The sequence below is a fragment of the Streptomyces sp. NPDC104096 genome (assembly GCF_055584385.1).
The window spans coordinates 1-17477 of the sequence record NZ_JBVJMD010000094.1 but is presented as its reverse complement, the minus strand read 5'-3'; the positions used below and the strand labels follow the sequence as shown (position 1 = coordinate 17477).

The following is a 17477-nucleotide window of genomic DNA, read 5'->3' as shown; positions in this document are numbered from 1 at the left end:
CCGCCTCCAGGCCATCGAACGGGACACCGAAGTGGCCTGAGCAGTGGTGCACGCAACTTCGTACGCGGTGGTGCACTCAGACAAGTACGCAGACAACCGATGCGCAGTGGGTGCGGATCGAGCCGTTGTTGCCGGACCGGACGCCGGTGTGGGGTGGCCGCTGGAGGGATCACCGGGAGGTGATCGATGCGATCGTCTTCAAGTTCCAGACCGGGACCCAGTGGGTGTACCTGCCGGAGAGATTCGGCAACTGGCGGGGCGTCTACAACCGTCTGCGGATGTGGGCCGTCGACGGCACCAGGGAGCGGGTGTTCACCGCGCTGATGGCGCAGGCCGACGCCAACGAGGACCTCGACTGGACGGTCTCGGTGGACTCCACGATCGTGCGTGCCCACCAGCATGCGGCGGGGTCCCGTAAGACGGGGCCCCGGCCGGCGAACCCGACGACCACGCCATCGGCCGTTCCCGCGGCGGGCTGACCACGAAGATCCACCTGGCAGCCGACGCCCGCTGCCGTCCGCTGGTCTTCGTGGTCACCGCTGGGCAGTCAGGCGACGCACCGACCTTCACCGACGTCATGGCCCGACTGCGGGTTCCCCGGCTCCGCGGCCGGCCACGCACCAGGCCGGACGTGGTCCTGGCGGACAAGGCGTATGCGTCCCGGGCGATTCGCGAGCACCTGCGGCGCCGCGGCATCCGCGCCGTGATTCCCGTTCCCGTCGACCAACGTGGTCACCGTTTGCGTCGCGGCAGACCACCCGCCTTCGACCGCGAGACCTACAAGCAACGCAACACCGTCGAGCGCTGTATCAACCGCCTCAAACAGTGGCGAGGCATCGCCACTCGCTACGAGAAGACGGCAACCATCTATCTGGCCGGGCTGTATATCACTGGCATCTTCCTCTGGTCGGGATCATGATCGACACTTTGCTGCGCAGTTCGAGGAGTGAGCCATGCGCGACGGCTATCCGAGCTTTCCCGGGTTCGGGAACGTCTGCCTGGAAGACAGCTACGTACTGGACATCGCACTCCGTCCTGGGCTCTTGACTCTCCAGCTCGAACTGCTGCTCTTGCCGTCACATCCCCAGTGGCGCCCCCCACTGCCCGGGGAACGTGCCTGTTTCCGGCGAGCCACCATCGTGTTCCCGCGCGTGCGCGACGCGCACTGGAAGGGCCAGGGCGTCATCCCACCTTCCACCGACCCCGACGGCACGGTGGACTTCGGATCGGTCGATGCTCTGAACAGGGTCCAGGGCACCTATCAGATGCAGGGGGACTGGGGAGAGATCATCCTGCGGTCGGATACGCCTTCACTCTCCATCGCTTCGGAGCCCACAGCCTGATCCAAACGAAACGGCCTAGCATCAGCCCGTGACAAGAACGCCGAGGCCAGGAACCCACTGCCCCGTATGCGGGCTCGATCAGGGATTCGAACCGTGGGGTTCCGACGGTCTGACGCCGTCGTTCGCCATCTGCGACTGCTGCTTTATCGAGTTTGGCCATGAGGACGCCTCGGACGCTGGAGTGGGCAGTGCACGAGCCGCATGGATCCAGGCAGGCTGTCCCTGGCGCGGGTCGGAAAGCGAACGACCGACGGGTTGGGATCCCCAGCTGCAACTGGTCGACAGCCTGAAGCTGTCGTAGGCCCTGGCAGTGGACAGCGGGACACGAGCCGCAAGCCCCGTTCACCCGTCGGAGCATATGATCGCGAGTCGGGCGTCGCCCGACTTCGCCGACGCCCTGCACCGCAGCCGTAGCCGGCCTCGGTCACGATTACCGGCACCTGCAGGCCCTGCGACGCCGGCCGGTGCAGCAGTCCCAGGGCCAAGCACGTTTTGGACACACGCCCGGCCTCGTCGGGTACTTCGGCCTGCTGGCGCCGCCGGTCGTCGTCCGCCCACTCCTCGAGCAGGAGCAATTCCCACTCCGGCGGGCACGACACGGTGTCGGTGGCCGCGTGCATGCTGACCGCCGAGTACCGGGCCGCTCGTCGGCGGGTGGCGAGTGGTGGGAAGCCGTGACCACGAAAGACGGCCGGCGATCGTGCTGGAGTCGTAACAAGCGCCGGGTTCCGCGCGGGCGGTTTCGCGACATAGCCTCCTCACCACTGCGGCCCTGCACCCCGGTGCGGGGCCGCTCTTGTATTCCCCTGCGACGGATATTCCGTGGCCGCTTTGGTGGCTGCGGCGGCTTGCGGCTCCTGGGTGCCGATCGAGCACGTTGCTCCGCGACCGGCCGGACGTTTTCGTGCCGGACGCACCTCACCGCATTGGAGGGCAGCGGCCATGACCACGCTCGACACCACCACGACCGCCGAGCACGACTCCTACACAGCCGGCACCTGCCTGAGCCGAGCAGTCAGCGGCAGCCTCTTCCCGGGACAAGACGTCCCGGTGCGGATCACGAACGCCACGAACGCAGGACATCACGTGCCCGTGCTGGCAGTCGCAGGCGGCACCGCCTCGGGCAAGTCGACCCTTGCGCAAGCGTTCGTGCTCCACCGGCCCGGGGCTGTGGCCCTCATCCACCTCGACGACTTCTACGTGCCCGCGCACGATCCACAGCGCGGGATGCGCACGCTGAGCGCCACGGGTGCCGAAACGCTGGACTGGAACCATCCCGGTTCCATCGACGAGGACGCAGCGGCTGCCGCGGTCGACGCAGCGGCTGCCAGCGGCCGGTACCGCCTGGTTGTGGTCGAGGGCTTGTTCGCCCTCGCTCTTCCCAAAATCGCAGATCAGGCCACATGGGGGATCTACGTCGATGCGCCCGATGACGTCCGCCTGGCCAGGAAGCTGTTGCGCAAGATCGAGATTCAGTGCCAGGACCCGGCGATCTCTTTGCGTAACTACCTGAACAGCGGCCGCGAACGGCACACGGACTTCGTCGCCCCCTCCCGGGCCCGGGCGGATCTCGTACTCGACGGGATGATGCCGACGGCGGACCTGCTGACCGCGGTCGACAACCTGGTCGGCCCGCATCTTGCGCCCGCCCGCTGAACCATGGGACAGGTGTAGGGCTCGGCAGCTTTTCCATATTGCTGAGCCCCGGGCGTGCTGCCCGGTCGGGTCATGGCGCCGACCCAGAGTACGAACGCCTGCTTCGACAAGGGTCGCCTCTTTGGCCGGCCCGTACTCTGGCGGGCGTGGGTGGTGTGAGGTCCGCACAGCTTGCAGGACGGGCCGAGCTGCACCAGAGCACGCGGCCTTCGCCGCCTGTGACCACCAGGGACCTGACGGCGTTCTGCTTGTCCTTGCCGGAGATGAACCTCTCGAGGTCCTTGCATCCGGCAGCGGGCCGACGGACCCGGATCTCGGTGCCGTCGATGATGCCGATCGTCCTGCTCGCGCCGAGATGGTGACGGCAGACCGGACCCGGTCGTGGAAGCGGACGCAGCCAAAGCGGAAACCTCGTTCCTTGCCGTGAGCGGATCGGCGATACAGGCTCGGGTGGGTGTACGACACAAGAGACTGCCGGCCACCGTAGCGAGACAGGCATCCGGCAGCGGCCGGATCAGACAACCTCAACGCCTTCGTGTGCATGCCCCGGCGCGCTGCGCCGTTTCCGCTGTGCCGGGCCGCCAGCTCTGCTACGACTTGACCGGGAACGGGGGGAGAGGACTATGTCGGAGTACCAGCACTACCAGTTCGCGGTCGATGCCCCGTTGACCGACGGGCAGCTCGCGCAGATCCGCGCGCTGACGACGCGCGCAGACCTGACTCGGCACAGTTTCGTGAACACCTATGGCTGGGGCGACTTCAAGGGGGACCCCCGGCGGCTGGTGGAGACCCACTACGACGCCCATCTGTACTTCGCGAACTGGGGCACCCGGCGGCTGATTCTGCGCTGGCCCGCCACTGTCCTGTCCCTGGACACCGCACGGACGTACTGTGCCGGCGGCTCGGCGGAAAGCTGGCAGAACGGGGGATACGTTCTGATCGCCCTGACCTCCGATCCCGAAGACGACGTCGAGGACTTCAACGACCTCTTCGGCTTCGAAGAGGATGATTTCGACGGGGACCGGGACAAGGAGTGGCTGCCGTCCATCACCCGCGCCCGCCGACAGGTCGCCGAGGGAGACCTGCGCCTCCTCCACCTCGCCTGGCTGCTGTGCGCACACAACGGCGAACTCGACGACGACGGCCTGGAACCCGCCGTACCACCAGGACTGGCCGACCTGCCCGAGCCCCTGGCCGACCTGGCCACGTTCCTGCGCATCGACGAAGACCTCATCGCGGCCGCAGCCCAACACGCACCCCCGCCGACGCCCCGCCCCACACTCGCCGTCCACCGGGCCTGGACCGCCACCCTCGACACGGCGGAGAAGGACACCGTCCTCGCCCAGCTCATCCACGACGGCGACCCTCACCTCCTGTCCGAGCTGCGCCGCCGCTTCCTGGAGAGCCGGCCGTCCAGCGACCCCGCTCCCGCACCCCGCACAGTTGCCGAACTCCGCGCCGCAGTCCCTGCCCGGAAGACGCTGCGTATCGCCCGCGAGAAACAACGGGCGGCCGAGGAACGCGACCGGGAGGTACGTCAGGCGCGCGAGGCCCAAGACCGGCGACTGGCCGACCTGCAGCACCATCCCGAGGCGGCCTGGCACCGCGTGGGAGAACTCCTCTCACAGCGAGGAACCCGCCACTACCCAGAGATCGTCCGTCTTCTGGGAGATCTGGCCGCCCTCGCCGACCGGGACGCCACCACCGGCGCATTCGCGGAGCGGTACGCCCAGTTCATCGCCACTCACCGGACGAAGAAGGCCCTGATACGCGCTCTCAGAGCCGGGGGACCTGCCTGCACCGCCCTCATCGCTCTCACCCCCGCGACGGACTGAACCCCCAGCACCGGCCCGTCCTGTGGCGTAGCTACGGCTCCCTCAGCGCTGGTGTGCCGCTGCACGGAGCGGGGACCTGAGCAGGTAAGCCTCGCCGGGCGGCCACCGGTCAGCGCAGTTTCCTTCTCCACAAGCCCATCGTGCACGGTCCCACCCGGTATGCGACCCGGTCGGTAAGGGACGTGCTCACGCCAGATCTTGAGAGTGCGCAGGTCATCGCGAACGAGACGGTCGCGTTCAGCCGCACTCAGCCAGCAGGCCTGCGAGCCGCAATGGTCCTTAAGACGGCCGGACGAACAACCTCGAAGCTGCACAATGCTGTCTGCTCCAGCAAGGGGCACCCTCGCCGCCGCACAGTAGGCCATCGCCACGGACTGGACGACCGCGTTCAGCAGCCCGGGCTTCAGCTGACCAGACACCCGGCTCGCCCGGGCCGCGATCGGCCGGGCGCGAATGCCGTGCACTGAGGTCGGGGTGTGGGAGCGTGGCAGGAGTCCGGGCCCGCTGCAATCCCCCGTAGCGGCGGGACCGGGCTCCTTGCCACGGACGAGCGCCTCGCCACCATCAGGCTCAGCCTGCCGACTGTGACCCGCATGGACGCACACGACAGCTGGTAGAGGCCTGCTCACAGCATTCGGCACGAGACCGGCGGCACGTACGATGCGAAACGGTTCGCCCCCGACAGCTGACATGCCGGGGCGGAACCGTTCGTCGACGTGGCGGGGGTCAGCCGAGCCAGACGATGTCCAGGACGGACAGGTGGCGCAGGGCGCGGTTGGCGAAGTAGATCACGGAGAGCTGGCCGACGGACGCGATCCGGATGTCCTCGCCCTCCGGGTCGTCGGTGTCCCACTGCGGGTATCCCCACGGGACGTCGGCGGCGGCGCCCATGACGTCCCAGGCCATCTGCTCCGCGTGCTCGGGCAGGGCGGCGAGCGCCTTCGTGGCCTGCGCGGAGAGGCGGACCGCGTACGGCTGTCCGGTCACCGGCGCCTGCTCCGGATTTCCTCGAGGTCCACGAAGCCGGTGTCGTCGCGGCCGGAGGCGAGGAACGCGTCGACCGCCGGGGCGGAAGCAACGCGGGCCTGCCAGACCTGGACGACCTCGTATAGGTGGGCGAGGGAGAACGTCCGGCGCGACTCTTCCAGGGCCGCCGCCCACTCCTGCTCGAAGGCCGGCACCCACCGCTCCGCGCGCGTGCTGGCGCGCAGTTTGGCAAGCAGTTCGGCCGGAGCTTCCGGCGCGGGGGTGTACGGCGTGACGGGGGCGTGGTCGGGCTGCGCGCTCATCGGCTGTTCCTCCCGGCGGGTCGTACCGCCAAAGTAGCCGTCTCCAGGGCGGAGGAAGAGGGGTTCGGCGGTCGCTGCTGCAGCTCCTCTTCCCAGTCAGGGAAGTCGGCGGCTTCCTCCTGGCGCTGGTATTCGTCCGAGGCATCGCGGTTCGCCTTGCGTTCCGCGTTGTTCTTCGGGCTCGGGAACGGGTAATGAGCCAAAGCACATTGGTTGTCACCATCGGCGTCCGCTGGCCTGCGACTTCGACCGGGCAAGGCAAGCCGGTTGTCACCAGGTCGGCGCGCTTTTTGTCACCAATAGCGCTCGAAGCATGGTGAGGGTCACCGGCTCCTGACTTCGGGCCGACCGCGCCAGGTCCTCCACTCTGCCTGTCCCCGCAGCCCGCACGAACAGGCTGAGCTGCTCCTGAACGGGATGGTCCACGACGACTCCAGGATGGGGCTCGCACTGTAGGCCGTCGGCGGCGGCCGGGTCCCGTCAGCCGACGGGATCCTCCGACACCGTGGTGTACCGGTGCCGTGCCCACAGCGGCAGCGCGACCCAGCACGCGAGGTACCAGGCCACTACCGTGCCCACCAGCCAGGGTACGAAGCCGTCGTGCGTGGCCACCCGGAGGATCAGGAACAGGGCGGAGGTGAGCGTGGCGACCAGCAGCGCCAGGCCGAGGAAGATGAGCCGCGCCGCCCAGCGCACCGCCTGCGCCTTGATGCTGCGGCCGGAGATCAGCCGGTGGAAGGGGACCGGCGCGATGAGGGCGCCGGTCGCCGTCGCGCCGAGGACGACCGTCGTGATGTAGATGAACCGGTCCGTGTGCGACAGGTGCCCGAAGGCCGGGGTGAACGCCACGCTCAGCAGGAAGCCGAAGAGAATCTGGACGCCGGTCTGCGTGACCCGGATCTCCTGCATCAGTTCGTTCCACTGCCGGTCGGCCCGCTCGGCCTCGGACTCCTCCCGCTGCGCCTCCTTGGCACCCTCCGCCTGCCTCGCTTCCGCGACCCCGCTGTCCGCCACGACCCCTCCCGGTGTGCTCGTCCGTATGGGCGAGCGGATACCCCAGTTCGCCACCGCCGTGCACCCCGAATTGGCTTTTCCTTGACCTCGCGTTGATCTGCGCCATGCGTGGGACTGCGTGTTCGCGGCGTGCACCCGATGCTGGAAGGGCGGCGAATCCGTCCGTCCACTTCGACCGCAGGAGCACCGACATGGCGAAGAAGAACCCGCGCAAAGGCGACACGGCGTCCTGGAGCAGTCACGGCCAGAACGTCACAGGCACCGCGAAGAAGGAGATCACCAAGGACGCGGAGGTTGCCGGGCGCAAGGCGAGGGCCCCGTCTGAGGAGCCTCAGTACGAGGTGGAAAGGGAGAAGGACGGACGCGACGCGGTCCACGACCCGGAGGAGAGGACGACCTTCCGGCGCCGCACCTCGCAGGTGACAACAAGGCTGCCTATGTAACAACTACCGTGCTTCGGCTCAGGTAATGTGCCGAAGCGTGATCGTTGCCACCTTCGGGATGGGTGGTCTGGCTGTTTGGTTCTTGTGAGGCAATTTGGTTGTCACCGATGAGGCATAGCGCTTGTCACCAACGGCCGTTCAGCAGCCTTTCTGTCACCCGTTCCGAAGAGGAACTTCGTCATCAGCCTGGAGCGACTGCTGCAAGAACCTCAGAACCACTTCCACGAACACCGTTGGCTGGGCGTGGTGGATCAAGTGCCCGGCCGGAATGGTGACGACTCGCCCGTGAGGAACGCGGCGGGCCAACTCAGCGATGCCCTCCTGGGGAACATGGCTTCCCGGACCGCCGGCTACGGCAAGGGTCTCCGCAGTGATGTTGCTGAGGCTCTCCAGCCACTTCGGATCAGGTGCATCGATCTGCCGCTTGACGGCCAACACCATCTCCCAGTCGAACGTCAGCTTCCCATCCGGCCTGATCGGCCTGGACTGCTCGCGGGGGCGTGGCACCGGGACATCCTCCAGGACGAGCCGGTCCACACGCTGCGGATACTCCCCGGCGAACAGGTAGGCAACGATCCCGCCCATCGAGTGCCCCATCAGATCAATGCGGTCAAGAGCCAGCGCATCCAGAAAGCCGAGCACGTCGTCCCGCATCAGCTGCAGCGAGTAGTCCCCCGGCCAGTCGCTTCGGCCATGACCGCGGAGATCGAGAGCATAGACACGCCAGCTGCGGGCGAAGACCGATGCCACGACGTCCCAGTCCGCAGCACCCTCGCCCAGTGCATGCAGCAGGACGAGCGGCGGAGCTTCCGGCGGGCCCGAGACCTGATAGGCCAGCCGGATTCCACCAACGTCAACCGAGCGGTGATCAACCATGTCCTAAACCTAGCGAGGGACCGCCGTCGCGGACACGGCGTTCGCCAGCGGCCGAACCGACCACCATCAGCATGGTGACAACCAGCCTGCCTTCGTGACAGCTATCGCGCCTCGGCTCAGTAATTGATGCTCGCCATTCTCGTTTCTGACCCTCTCAGTAATCGACGTCGATGCAGTCGGTATCCGTAAATTCGACTTCCAGGCGGTCGGCACGATGGCCGTTGTCCTTGAAGTAGACCTCCTGGAGACCCAGGGCGTCGGCGTAGTTGACGGACGTCCGTTTCGTGATCATGTGAGCTGAAGGATGGCGAGCCGAGGGTTCCCCGTTCACGGACGTTGTGCCTCGGGGCTGTTGCGTCTGCCAGCACCGTCAGGTGGAGCGAGCCGACTGTGCTGGGGGATGATCTTCTGTGTGGTTGAAGAGGCAGGTGCCGGTGCGGACGACGCTTGTGCATGGGATGAGCGACTGGGCCGGGCGTTCGGACTGACAGCGGATGATGCGGCTGCGAGGACCGCAGCGCTTGCCCATCTGGCTGAGGCACGGAGGCAGGTCGCGGACGCGCTCGGTCGGTCCAACGAGATGTGGCGGCTGACGTTGCCCCTGGGAGCGGAGGAGCAGTACCGGGAGCCGGCCTTTCTTCAGGCGCGTCGGAGGCATTACCAGGCGCAGAGACGTTCACTGCCTGACGGGCTATGGGGTCGCCCTGCGAGCGGGGATCTGGCGACTTGGCCGGGGCTGCCCTATGCGTTGCTTTTCCTGGAGTGGGAAGCGAAATACCCGCGGGAGTGGACGCAGCATGCGAAGGCGTGGGGTACGAAGCAGAGTCTTATCCGGGATATGGCCCTGGTTCACCAGGAGGAGGCGATCAGGGCGAAGCTCACCGATCTGGTCGAGGTGGTCGTCCTTCGCGCGTATCGCTGCAAGGATCGCGAGTACGTGCGGGTTGCCCGGGCTGTCGACAGCGCTGACCTGCGCGGCAGGCTCGATCGTGCGGTCGATTCGGACAGTCCGTGGGCTCGGTGCCATGCAGGGTATGTGCTCTGGCTCCTTGATCGCCCTGACATGCCGAGCACACCTCATGTCTGGCGGGCCTGGGTGGCAGGCAGGGCCGCGGCGTTGACGTGACCTGGGGACGGTGCCGGGAAGGTCCCGTGATCATGGAGTGCTCTACGCCCTCGTGACCTGCCTGGAAGACCGTGCCTGCCGACGCATCATCCGCGATCCCGCTCGCCCTTGACCAGCTCCGAGAGCATCTCGATGTCGGACCCAGGGAGGTGTCCGGCCTTCTGGAGCGGCTGGCCCAGGTGCCGGACCCGCGCGATCCGCGCGGAGTGCGGCACGCGCTGGCCGTCGTCCTCGCGCTGACCGCGTGCGCGGTGCTGGCCGGGGCGACCTCGCTGCTTGCGGTCGGCGAGTGGATCGCGGACGCGCCACCGCAGGTGCTGGAGCGACTCGGCGTGCGGCCTGATCCGGTGCTGCCTCGGCGGCTGGTCCCGGCCGAGGCGACGGTCCGCCGGCTGCTGACCCGCATCGACGGAGACGCTCTGGACCGGGCGGTAGGCGGATGGCTCGCCGACCGTCGGCCTACGGGCGCCGGCCTGCGCGGACTCTCTGCGGACGGCAAGTCCCTGCGCGGCGAGGCCAAGGCTCGGGGGCGGAAGATCCACCTGCTCGCCGCGGTGGAGCACACCACCGGGCTCGTCCTGGCCCAGCTCGACGTCGGCGAGAAGACCGGGGAAACCAGGCGCTTCCAGCCGCTGCTGGACAACATCGCTGACCTGGCTGGAACCGTGGTCACCAGCGACGCGCTCCACACGCAACGCGAGCACGCCGCCTACCTCCTGGACCACCGTGCCCACTACATCGCCATCGTCAAGGGCAACCAGAAGAACCTGCATAAGCAGCTTTCGCCGAGGACGCCTCCCAGCTGCGGACCGGCAACTCACCTCGTGCCATGCCGACTTGGCGCAACCTTGCCGTCGGAGCCCTGCGAATGAACGGCGTGAAGAACATCGCCTCCGGCCTCCGCCGCAACGCGCGCGACGCCCGCCGTCCCCTCGCGTTCCTCGGCCTCGCGTGATCACAAAGCGGACGCCCGCCGACTACGCCGAAGCCCTGACCACCGCCCCGGTCCGTGAAGTCGCCACGGGCTTTGGTGTCCTGGTGCCGGGCTGGGCATGCCCGACACCGCACCGCAGACAATAGCGGAGCCTTCAACGGCCTTCGGCTGCCCGGCGGGCGGCCCTTGCGGCACGAATTCCCAATGTGCCTGAACATTGGCTTGCTCCTGGGGATCCTATGAAGTCAGGGATGGCCCTTCTTAGCTTGTTCTTTATGGTCTGGCCTGCTCGCGTTCGGCGATGGTCTCGGGCCGCCTGACTGTTTTGCCCACGTCGTAGCGGGTGGCGGGGTGCCGGTTCTTCGAGCCGAGCGGTCTGCCGGGGCCGGGTCGGTTGGGTTTGGGTGCACGTGCCGGGCAGGGCAGGTTGGGGCGGAGGTCCCTGAACCCCCGGCGGACCCGGGCGGGGGTAAGCCGGCCGGGCTCGGTCGGTTTCTCCCAGGGGCGGCGGAGGTCCGCGGCCAGCGGGCGGGCGAGGCGGAGTTGTGTGTGGGCGGCGACGATCAACCAGGTCCACCGGTCTGCCGCCTCGGGCGTGCGGAGTCTCGGGCGTGTCCAGCCCAGCGTCTGCTTGAGCATGCGAAAGGTGTGCTCGAGGTCGAATCTGCGCAAGAACGCCTGCCAGCGCAGGTCGACGTCCTCTCCCGACAGGCCGGTGGCCGACGACCACAGCCAGACGGGGAGCGGATCGTGGCCGCCCGGCAGACGGTCGACTTCCAGTCGGATCAACGTGCCCTCGATGACCGAGAGTTCGCCGGTGTGATCGATCCATGCGGAGCGAGTGGTCAGCCTCGGGTGGATGCGGTCCCAGGCCATCGAGCGAGCGGTGCCGTAGCGGTCGGTAACCTGAACGGTCGCGGCATCCGGCTCGCCCCAGGTGCCGGGCTTGGCGAAGCGGAACTCCTTGCCGTGCTTCGGCGGACGTCCGCCCTGCGGCGGCGAGATCCACGGCACTGGCACCGACTTGCGCATCACGCGGTCCGTGCGCATCCGCCCGAGGACTTCCACGGGCAGTCCTTCCCGGAGATAGGCCATGCGCGGGGCGTCGTAACCGGCGTCGAAGACGACCAGGATGTCGCGGTCACCCGCGTGCCAACGGCCCATCGCGATCAGGTCTTCGACCACCCGGCGGACCTGCGCGGCGGTGACCTCGGCGACATCGTCAGCCGGTCCCAGGCGCACGGCGTCCAGGAGTTGGCACCAGGAGGTCCGGCCCGACTCCAGCGCGGCGACGAACGAGTAGGGCCAGCCGGGCACGAACTGGTCCGAGGAGCGTCCGCTACGGCCGTAGACGTGGCAGAACAGGCGGTCCGCACTGCACGGAGCGTCCGGCCGGAGCCAGTGGGCGACGTTCACGGTCAGTACCAGACGACCGTCGGCGGCCTCGGGCTGCGGCAGCCCGGCCAGCACCTGCCGCAGCCGCGGCACATCAACACCTCCGCTGTTCAGCGCGTCGTACATCGCGCCGTGACCGCGCCGGTGCTCGGCCGTCAGGGGGAGGTCCACCGGCGTGGTCACCGGCCCGTCCGCGCACAGCAACGCGTCGGTCAGCTCGAACAGCGTGTCCCCGCGCACGGGCAGGCACTCGAAGAAGTCGTCCCGGAAGTGTGACGCCACCGCGAACGCTTCTTGCCGGGCATCGTGATGCAGCAGACTCATTCCTCCACGGCCTTCGTGCTGGTCAAGTGCCTCTTTGGTCGGAGCACAGGATCAGACGGAGGCCGTGTTCACGTCCCCGGAATCCTCGTACGAGCGATCACGTTCGGGGCATCGTTCGAGGTCAGACCATAAAGAACAAGCTTAGCGGTCAGTGATTTGTGACTGAGCGCCTCGGTTGGTGAGTGAGCGCTTGGGCTGGCGGGCAACCGGTTCGACGCGGTTGCGCCAGCGCCTGCGGCCCCTGGAAGTTGTCGTCACGGGGCACGTCGCAGGGGGCGGACGGGCCGCAGGCAGGCGTCGGACCCAGGGTGCCGGGGACGTTGGCGCACGGTAGAACGTAGGAGTGAGGGACGAGAACATCCCTGATGAGGATGCACGGCCGCGGCGCGTGGCGAGGTCGGCGATCGACTACCAGGCGCTGTTCGCGGTGACCCCCACCCCCTGCATGGTGCTGAGCCCGGATCTGGTGCTCGTTGACATCAATGAGGCGGCCTGCCGGGTGACCGGCCGTAGCCGGGAGGATCTGCTCGGGCGGTATCTCTTCGATGCCTTCCCTGACAATCCGGCGGATCCCGATGCCGATGGCGTGCGGAATCTGCAGGCGTCCCTGCACCAGGTCCTGCGCTCGAAAGAGCCGGACACGATGGCGCCGATGAAGTACGACATCCCCGTGGCCGACCGCGCCGGCGTGTTCGAGGAGCGGTGGTGGTCCGCAATCAACACGCCGGTGCTCGGGCCGGACGGGCAGGTGGAGTGGATCCTCCACCGGGGGGAGGACGTGACCGCATTCATCCTGTCCCAACGCCGCCCGCGAGAAGGCACAGCGCTCAGCGACGCGGAGGCAATGGAGGTCGAACTGTATGCGCGGGCACGCGAGCTCCAGCGACTGAACGAGGAACTGCGCCAGGCCCACGCCCGGGAGCGCCAGATCGCCGTCACCCTGCAGGAGGCCATGCTCCACTCGCCCCATCTGGCCCGTCACCGGGACACCGCGGTCCGCTACCTGCCCGCCGCCGGGTCACTGAACGTGTGCGGCGACTGGTACGAGGTGGTCGACCTGCCCGAGAACAGATTCGCCGTCGCGGTGGGCGACGTCGTCGGCCACGGCCTGGAGGCCGCCGCCGTCATGGGCATGCTCCGCAGCGCGCTGTCCGTCTCTGTCCGGGCCGTCGAAGAACCCGCGCCTGCCCTGGACGCCCTGGGCCTGTACGCACGCGATGTGGAAGGTGCACTGGCCACCACCGTCGTCCAAGCGGTCATCGACCCCCACGCCCGCCGCATCACGTACAGCAGTGCCGGCCACCCGCCCCCCGTCCTGCTCCATAAGGACGGCACCTGCGACTTGCTTTACCAGGCCACCGACCCTCCGCTGGGGGCCCGGCCCAAACACGTCCCCCGCCTGCAGGCCGACCTGCCCTACCGCTCCGGCGACACCCTCGTGCTCTACACCGACGGTCTCATCGAACGCCGTGGCGAGGACATCGACACCGGCCTGCAGCGCCTCACCGACGCGCTCGCCCGCCATGCCCGCTATAGTCCCGAACGCCTCGCCGACACCCTGCTCGCGTACCTCGGCGTCAGCAGCGGTGCCCGCGACGACATCGCCCTGATTGTCCTTCGCCTATGACCGCGCGCCACCACCTCTGAGCAGTGCGCTTCAGGACGCGGATCCGTGCCGGGCCGGTGCCGCAGTGTGTAGCGAACAGCAACACTGGCCTGGTGCGCGTCAGAGGAGGGCGTTGAGGCGGGTGAAGAGAGCCTCAAAGTGGTCCCGGGGGAGGTCGTGGAGTACCTGGCCGGGCAGTTCGGTATCGACGGTGCCTCGTGCGTGAAGCGGTACCTGGAGCGCAGGTCGACGGTGTACAGCACGCGGGCCGGACCCAGGAGCGGTTCGGGTGCCGCGACTTCACCGACCGGTGGTGGGGGCGGCAGTTCCGCGGCTTCCTGGACGGGCGGGTGTGAACGCATGCCGAGGGGCCGATCGCGTTGTTCAACCGCGCCGTGACGTGGCTGCGGAAGAACCGGGTGCTGTTGCCGGGGGTGCCGGCCCGGTAGGTGACAAAGGCTCGTAGGCGGCCGAGCGGCGCCTGTATGAGGCCGTGGCCCGGGCCACGGTTCGGGCCGATCCCGCGCTCGAGCCGGCGCTGGCCGGTCTGCTGGGGCAAGCCTGGTACGAAGGCGAGGGCGCGTGGTCCTGGCGTCGCCCCTTGCGAAAGAGCCGAAGGTCCCGGGTCGTGCTGGACATGATCACAACCTGGCACCGGTGTGTTCAGAGGGGGCGGGCGGGGCAGACAGCCGTGCGGCGGGTGGATACGGTGCAAAGAACGCGTCAGGAGCTGGCGTGCGGTGTGCCGGGAAGTCTGGTCGGCGTCCTGGGGGCAGTGTGCCCCCTTTCGTCGCTGTCACCCGGAGGCCCTGGCATGACCGGCACCCGCTCGAGGTCCCCCTTCCTCGGACTGCTCCCGCTTCCCGAGCGGCAGGCGATCGCTCAGGCCCTGCGCACCGAGACCGTCGGCGGCCTGGTCCTGCTCGGCGCGGCGGTCCTCGCGCTGATCTGGGCGAACAGCCCGTGGCACGCGGCGTACACCGCCGTTCGCGACTTCCGCATCGGGATACCGGCCCTGGGTCTGGACCTTTCCGTGGGGCACTGGACGGCCGACGGGCTGCTGGCCGTGTTCTTCCTCGTGGCCGGGATCGAGCTGAAACGCGAGCTGGTCGTCGGTGAACTGCGCACCCCGGCCACCGCCGCGCTGCCCGTCATCGCCGCGGTGTGCGGGATGGCCGTGCCTGCAGCCCTCTACCTGGCCACGGTCACGGCGGGCGGCGGAAGCAGTGCGGGCTGGGCGGTCCCCATGGCCACCGACATCGCCTTCGCGCTGGCGGTCCTGGCGGTGCTGTCCACGCACCTGCCGGCCGCGCTGCGCGCCTTCCTCCTCACCCTCGCCGTGGTCGACGACCAGGGCGCGATCCTGATCATCGCGGTGTTCTTCACCTCAGACCTGAACCCGTGGGCGCTTGCCGGAGCCGCTGCGGGACTGGTGCTCTTCTACCTGCTCCAGCGGCTGCGGGTACGCGGCTGGTGGTGGTATGTGCCCCTCGGTGTGGCGATCTGGGCGCTGATGTACAACGGCGGTGTCCACGCCACCGTCGCCGGCATCGCCATGGGCCTGATCCTGCGCACCACCCGCGACAAGGGTGAGGACGTCTCGCCTGCCGCCCGGGTCGCGCACCGTGTCCATCCGCTCTCCGCAGGCATCGTGGCGCCGCTGTTCGCGCTGTTCGCCGCCGGGGTGAGCATCTCCGGCTCTGCCCTGGTCTCGGTGTTCACCAGCTTCGAACCTCTCGGGGTGGTGATCGGCCTGGTGGCCGGCAAGGCGGTGGGGATCTTCGCCGGGACCTATCTGGCTGCGCGGTTCACTCGTGCCCAGCTCAACCCCGACCTGGCCTGGGCTGACGTGCTCGGTCTGTCGGTGCTGGCCGGGATCGGCTTCACCGTCGCCCTGCTCGTCGGGGAACTCGCCTTCCCCGCCGGCCGCAGCGGCGAGCACGTCAAGGCCGCCGTCCTGATCGCCTCGCTGATCGCCGCGGTCCTCGCCGCGGTCCTGCTGCGGCGGCGTAACGCCGTCTACCGGCGCCTGTACGAGGCGGAGAACATCGACGCCGACCACGACGGAATCCCGGACATCTACCAGCATGACTTCATGGCGGACACGCAGAACAGCGCCGCCCGCGGGCACGGGAATCACTCCTGATGTCCGGCAGAGAGGACTCAGTGGTCGTTGTCGGGGGCGGGTTCCCGCCCTGAGGGACAGGCATCCCCCTGCCGGGGCGGCGAAGCGATCCTGGCGCACGGATCTCACTCGGTCGGTGGCCAACGCTGGTGGGGCGCCAGCCGGGCGGCGCAGTCGACGGGACAGCCTGGCCCTGTCGGTGCAGGAGGCCGGTTTGTTCTCCTGAGGCGGACGGCGTCCCGGCCCAGCACAGCCCCTGTTCCGCGCTTCCTGCCGTTGGAAGGCTTGCGGCGTGCACAAAGCGGCGCACGGGTACTCGGCGGACCGACAGCGGGGGATGGCATTGCGACACCTGTGGAAAGGGGCACGACATGGTGCAGTGTGTGCGCGACATCATGACCGGTACGCCGGTGTCCGTGGAGACCGGTGCGCTGGTGACGGATGTGGCGCGGCTGATGCGTGACGAGGACATCGGCGTCGTCCTGGTCACGCGGGAGGAGCACCTGCTGGGGCTGGTGAGCGACCGGGACCTGGTGGTGCGCGGGCTCGCCGAGGGCTCGGATCCGCAGCAGATGACCGTGGCGGATCTGTGCACCGAGGAGCCCATCACCGTCACCCCCGACGACGAGCTCGAGCGCGCCGTCGCATTGATGCGGCAGCACGCCATTCGCCGTCTCCCGGTCGTCGAAGGAGACGCGCCGGTCGGCGTGATCTCGATCGGTGACCTGGCCATGGAACTCGACCGGCGATCCGCGCTCGGCGACATCAGCTCGGCAAGCCCCAGCATATGACCAGCTCGGCGGCAGGGGAGTAAGGACGACGGGGCCGTAGGGGCGCAGTCACTGTCCCTGCGGCCCCGCCAGGTCGGCACACGACGATCTGCGCCCAGCGTCTCCTCATCTGAGCCGGCACTTCGTCTGGACGGTGCCCACCCGTGACTGGCGGGTCGGAGGGCAGCTTCGGGGAATTCGGGACGTCGAGTCCGTTCGCCACCAGCGCAGGATGAGGGCGATCCGCGCGTTGCTGCTGGCTCAGCGGTGGCAGGAGGCTGTGGCGCATCGTGCGCGGAGGCCAGATGCTGTCCGGGTGCCTGTGCCGGGCCTGAGCAGACCAGCGGATCCGGTGCACCGCGACCACGACCAGGCCCTCGCGCTCACCCTCGCCGTGCTGCTCCTGCCCGGCAGCGTGCTGCTGATGTCCTGCGGGGTCGGCCCGGTCATTACGTTTGCCGCCGTGGCCGTCCTCGTCGTCACCGCCTACGCCGCCCCGGGTCGTCACCGCCTACGCCGCCCCGGCCTCGGCCCGGCCGCCCCCTGGCCCTGTACCGCGCCCTCCGCCGGCTTGACTCTGTTCATGACTTTCAGGTTCTGGCACACATTCCGTGAGGGCAGCGGTCAAGAGGGCGAGGGATCGATTTCGTCCCATTTCCACCCGGTTTGAGGGAAGTGCTCCAGCAGGGCGGAGAGGGACGTTGCCTGGTGGATGGCGAATGACCAGTCTTCTGCGGAGAT

At 68.5% G+C, this 17477-nt stretch carries 16 protein-coding genes and 2 pseudogenes; 11 read left to right on the top strand and 7 right to left on the bottom strand.

The genetic code is table 11. The annotated features are described in order from the left end of the window. Positions 1-110: 110 nt before the first annotated feature. Both ACZ60B_RS40775 and ACZ60B_RS40770 read left to right on the top strand, forming a co-directional pair. Positions 111-919: pseudogene (locus tag ACZ60B_RS40775) on the top strand (IS5 family transposase). A gap of 34 nt (positions 920-953) precedes the next feature. After that, on the top strand, positions 954-1343 hold the full coding sequence (locus ACZ60B_RS40770; protein WP_469396626.1) for a hypothetical protein: 390 nt from the start codon (positions 954-956) through the stop codon (positions 1341-1343). Between the two features lie 143 nt (positions 1344-1486). Here ACZ60B_RS40770 and ACZ60B_RS40765 read toward each other — a convergent pair. Continuing rightward, a pseudogene (locus tag ACZ60B_RS40765) lies at positions 1487-1966 on the bottom strand (transposase); the annotation flags it as partial. Between the two features lie 319 nt (positions 1967-2285). On the opposite strand from ACZ60B_RS40765, the gene ACZ60B_RS40760 reads away from it, so the two are divergent. Then, on the top strand, positions 2286-2999 hold the full coding sequence (locus ACZ60B_RS40760) for a uridine kinase family protein (protein WP_469396624.1): 714 nt from the start codon (positions 2286-2288) through the stop codon (positions 2997-2999). Between the two features lie 623 nt (positions 3000-3622). Next, the gene (locus tag ACZ60B_RS40755; RefSeq protein ID WP_469396622.1) at positions 3623-4834 is read left to right on the top strand and encodes a hypothetical protein; all 1212 of its coding nucleotides are present in this window, start codon (positions 3623-3625) and stop codon (positions 4832-4834) included. A gap of 726 nt (positions 4835-5560) precedes the next feature. Here ACZ60B_RS40755 and ACZ60B_RS40750 read toward each other — a convergent pair. From ACZ60B_RS40750 to ACZ60B_RS40740, 3 genes are all read right to left on the bottom strand, one after another. Beyond that, positions 5561-5821, bottom strand: a complete 261-nt coding sequence (locus ACZ60B_RS40750; protein ID WP_469396620.1) for a hypothetical protein — start codon at positions 5819-5821, stop codon at positions 5561-5563. After that, positions 5818-6123 carry a DUF6247 family protein gene (locus tag ACZ60B_RS40745; protein WP_469396618.1) on the bottom strand — a complete coding sequence of 102 codons (306 nt, stop codon included), beginning with the start codon at positions 6121-6123 and terminating at the stop codon, positions 5818-5820. The genes ACZ60B_RS40750 and ACZ60B_RS40745 overlap by 4 nt, the downstream gene beginning before the upstream one ends. A gap of 480 nt (positions 6124-6603) precedes the next feature. Continuing rightward, on the bottom strand, positions 6604-7137 hold the full coding sequence (locus tag ACZ60B_RS40740) for a DUF6328 family protein (RefSeq protein WP_469396615.1): 534 nt from the start codon (positions 7135-7137) through the stop codon (positions 6604-6606). A gap of 191 nt (positions 7138-7328) precedes the next feature. Between ACZ60B_RS40740 and ACZ60B_RS40735 the strand changes: the two genes are divergently transcribed. Continuing rightward, the gene (locus ACZ60B_RS40735) at positions 7329-7580 is read left to right on the top strand and encodes a hypervirulence associated TUDOR domain-containing protein (RefSeq protein ID WP_469396612.1); all 252 of its coding nucleotides are present in this window, start codon (positions 7329-7331) and stop codon (positions 7578-7580) included. 153 nt (positions 7581-7733) lie between these two features. On the opposite strand, the gene ACZ60B_RS40730 is transcribed toward ACZ60B_RS40735, so the two are convergent. Both ACZ60B_RS40730 and ACZ60B_RS40725 read right to left on the bottom strand, forming a co-directional pair. After that, entirely contained in the window at positions 7734-8456 is a 723-nt protein-coding gene (locus ACZ60B_RS40730; RefSeq protein WP_469396609.1) for an alpha/beta fold hydrolase, read from the bottom strand. A 154-nt stretch (positions 8457-8610) separates the two neighbouring features. Further along, positions 8611-8748, bottom strand: a complete 138-nt coding sequence (locus ACZ60B_RS40725) for a hypothetical protein (protein ID WP_469396607.1) — start codon at positions 8746-8748, stop codon at positions 8611-8613. A gap of 108 nt (positions 8749-8856) precedes the next feature. Between ACZ60B_RS40725 and ACZ60B_RS40720 the strand changes: the two genes are divergently transcribed. Together ACZ60B_RS40720 and ACZ60B_RS40715 are read left to right on the top strand one after the other, a co-directional pair. After that, a complete protein-coding gene (locus tag ACZ60B_RS40720; RefSeq protein WP_469396605.1) occupies positions 8857-9582 on the top strand; it encodes a hypothetical protein in 726 nt (241 codons plus the stop codon). Positions 9583-9653: 71 nt separating this feature from the next. Next, the gene (locus ACZ60B_RS40715) at positions 9654-10454 is read left to right on the top strand and encodes an ISAs1 family transposase (RefSeq protein WP_469396603.1); all 801 of its coding nucleotides are present in this window, start codon (positions 9654-9656) and stop codon (positions 10452-10454) included. 335 nt (positions 10455-10789) lie between these two features. Here ACZ60B_RS40715 and ACZ60B_RS40710 read toward each other — a convergent pair whose 3' ends face one another. Beyond that, complete coding sequence (locus ACZ60B_RS40710; protein ID WP_469396601.1) at positions 10790-12235, bottom strand: NF041680 family putative transposase; 1446 nt, start codon at positions 12233-12235, stop codon at positions 10790-10792. A gap of 445 nt (positions 12236-12680) precedes the next feature. Between ACZ60B_RS40710 and ACZ60B_RS40705 the strand changes: the two genes are divergently transcribed. The 4 genes from ACZ60B_RS40705 to ACZ60B_RS40690 all read left to right on the top strand — a co-directional run bounded on the left by ACZ60B_RS40705 (position 12681) and on the right by ACZ60B_RS40690 (position 16757). Further along, positions 12681-13862: a PP2C family protein-serine/threonine phosphatase gene (locus ACZ60B_RS40705; protein ID WP_469396628.1), complete on the top strand. Its 1182-nt coding sequence runs from the start codon at positions 12681-12683 to the stop codon at positions 13860-13862. Positions 13863-14059: 197 nt separating this feature from the next. Then, positions 14060-14197 (top strand): hypothetical protein, encoded by a 138-nt coding sequence (locus tag ACZ60B_RS40700; RefSeq protein ID WP_469396599.1) that lies wholly within the window; start codon positions 14060-14062, stop codon positions 14195-14197. A gap of 458 nt (positions 14198-14655) precedes the next feature. Next, positions 14656-15987, top strand: coding sequence for a Na+/H+ antiporter NhaA (nhaA, locus tag ACZ60B_RS40695; RefSeq protein ID WP_469396597.1), 1332 nt, complete (start codon positions 14656-14658; stop codon positions 15985-15987). Positions 15988-16337: 350 nt separating this feature from the next. After that, a complete protein-coding gene (locus ACZ60B_RS40690) occupies positions 16338-16757 on the top strand; it encodes a CBS domain-containing protein (RefSeq protein ID WP_469396595.1) in 420 nt (139 codons plus the stop codon). Positions 16758-17477 lie beyond the last annotated feature (720 nt).

Bases quoted from the DNA above. Each gene is read 5' to 3' on its own strand.
- ACZ60B_RS40735 (WP_469396612.1), top strand. From the start codon at position 7,329: ATGGCGAAGAAGAACCCGCGCAAAGGCGACACGGCGTCCTGGAGCAGT.
- ACZ60B_RS40745 (WP_469396618.1), bottom strand. From the start codon at position 6,123: ATGAGCGCGCAGCCCGACCACGCCCCCGTCACGCCGTACACCCCCGCG.
- ACZ60B_RS40690 (WP_469396595.1), top strand. From the start codon at position 16,338: ATGGTGCAGTGTGTGCGCGACATCATGACCGGTACGCCGGTGTCCGTG.
- ACZ60B_RS40760 (WP_469396624.1), top strand. From the start codon at position 2,286: ATGACCACGCTCGACACCACCACGACCGCCGAGCACGACTCCTACACA.
- ACZ60B_RS40705 (WP_469396628.1), top strand. From the start codon at position 12,681: ATGGTGCTGAGCCCGGATCTGGTGCTCGTTGACATCAATGAGGCGGCC.
- ACZ60B_RS40755 (WP_469396622.1), top strand. From the start codon at position 3,623: ATGTCGGAGTACCAGCACTACCAGTTCGCGGTCGATGCCCCGTTGACC.
- ACZ60B_RS40770 (WP_469396626.1), top strand. From the start codon at position 954: ATGCGCGACGGCTATCCGAGCTTTCCCGGGTTCGGGAACGTCTGCCTG.
- ACZ60B_RS40730 (WP_469396609.1), bottom strand. From the start codon at position 8,456: ATGGTTGATCACCGCTCGGTTGACGTTGGTGGAATCCGGCTGGCCTAT.
- ACZ60B_RS40710 (WP_469396601.1), bottom strand. From the start codon at position 12,235: ATGAGTCTGCTGCATCACGATGCCCGGCAAGAAGCGTTCGCGGTGGCG.
- ACZ60B_RS40725 (WP_469396607.1), bottom strand. From the start codon at position 8,748: ATGATCACGAAACGGACGTCCGTCAACTACGCCGACGCCCTGGGTCTC.
- nhaA (WP_469396597.1), top strand. From the start codon at position 14,656: ATGACCGGCACCCGCTCGAGGTCCCCCTTCCTCGGACTGCTCCCGCTT.
- ACZ60B_RS40720 (WP_469396605.1), top strand. From the start codon at position 8,857: ATGATCTTCTGTGTGGTTGAAGAGGCAGGTGCCGGTGCGGACGACGCT.